This window comes from Lysinibacillus telephonicus (genome assembly GCF_003966145.1).
Lineage (GTDB): Bacteria > Bacillota > Bacilli > Bacillales_A > Planococcaceae > Ureibacillus > Ureibacillus telephonicus.
Genome location: NZ_RXNR01000151.1, coordinates 1 through 1,388, shown reverse-complemented (window position 1 = coordinate 1,388; position 1,388 = coordinate 1). Strand labels below are relative to the sequence as shown.

The window sequence follows — 1,388 nt, the reverse complement described above, 5'->3', positions numbered from 1 at the left end:
TGATGTTAGTCTAAATTATGGACACAGTAAATTGGGAGTTTATAAAGTATAATAATCTCAATAATTTACTAGGAGTGTCTAGGATGACAAATCGAAAAAGTTACGACAAAGAATTTAAATTAGAGGCAGTACAGTTAGTTGAAAGTGGGAAAAGAGTTGCGGAGGTTGCACGTGAGCTAGACCTTGCAGAACAAACGTTACACAATTGGGTAAGGAAATTTGGTAAAGATGGAGAAGCTGCTTTTGTTGGTAGCGGGAATTTAAAACCAGAGGACAAGGCAAATAAAGAGTTACAAAAAAGAATCCGTGATCTAGAAGAGGAAAATGCCATCCTAAAAAAGGCTATGAGCATCTTTGCAAAAGACCAGAAGTAATTTACGGCTTCATTCAGCAGCACCGACACGAATTCCGTGTGGCAAAGATGTGCGAAGTATTAGGTGTTTCAAGAAGTGGTTACTATGAGTGGCTGAACCGTCCAAAAAGTAATCAAAAAGAGCGTAAAGAAAAGTTAACAAGCCAAATAAAACGGGTGTATTTAGATTCAAGAAGAAATTATGGTAGTCCCAAAATTACAAAGCAATTGAATTCAGAAGGAGTCCATGTATCGCAAAAAACAGTATCGAGAATTATGAAAGATGAAGGGATTCGTTCAAAAACAGTGAAAAAATACAAAGCGACGACGAATTCAAAACATAATCTACCAATCTACCCGAATCTATTAGATCAGCAATTCAAAGTAGAACGACCTGGGCAAGCATGGGTAGCGGATATTACGTATATATGGACAAGTGAAGGATGGCTGTATCTAGCGACGATTATGGAGCTGTTTTCAAGGAGAATTATCGGTTGGGCAATGGATACGAGAATGACAAAAGAGTTAGTAATACTCGCCTTAAAACGTGCAATAAAAACTCAAACTCCGACTTCTGGACTTATTCATCACTCAGATCGTGGGAGCCAGTATGCATCGAAGGAATATCAACAAGTATTACGAACTAACGGAATCATCACAAGTATGAGCAGAAAAGGAAACTGTTACGATAATGCATGTATCGAGTCGTTTCACAGCGTGATAAAACGGGAGCTAGTATTTCACGAAAAGTATAAAACGAGAGATCAAGCTAAGAAAAGTATCATTGAATACATCGTTAGTTTCTATAACTACAAACGGATCCACTCATATACAAATTATATGTCGCCAATTGCATACGAAAAGCAATATTTCGAAGTTTTACAGAAAGCTAGGCTCGTATAGTTAGAACCTTTTAACCTCACAAATAATTTAAGGGTTACGCCCCTTAAATTATTTGTGAGGCGAGCAAGCGATAGCGCGCTAGATTCAGAGTGAAATCTCAATTTCTTCTGTCCATTTTCTTGACATAGTATCA

1 protein-coding gene is annotated in these 1,388 nt (G+C 37.5%); it reads left to right on the top strand.

Features of this window, described 5'->3' with window-relative positions; translation table 11 throughout:
- The first annotated feature begins 83 nt into the window (after nucleotides 1–83).
- Nucleotides 84–1,255 (top strand): IS3 family transposase gene (locus EKG35_RS20650; protein WP_281274656.1). Its coding sequence is split into 2 segments (ribosomal slippage): nucleotides 84–345 and nucleotides 345–1,255, totalling 1,173 coding nucleotides; the frame shifts between segments, so codons are not numbered across the junction.
- Nucleotides 1,256–1,388: the final 133 nt, after the last annotated feature.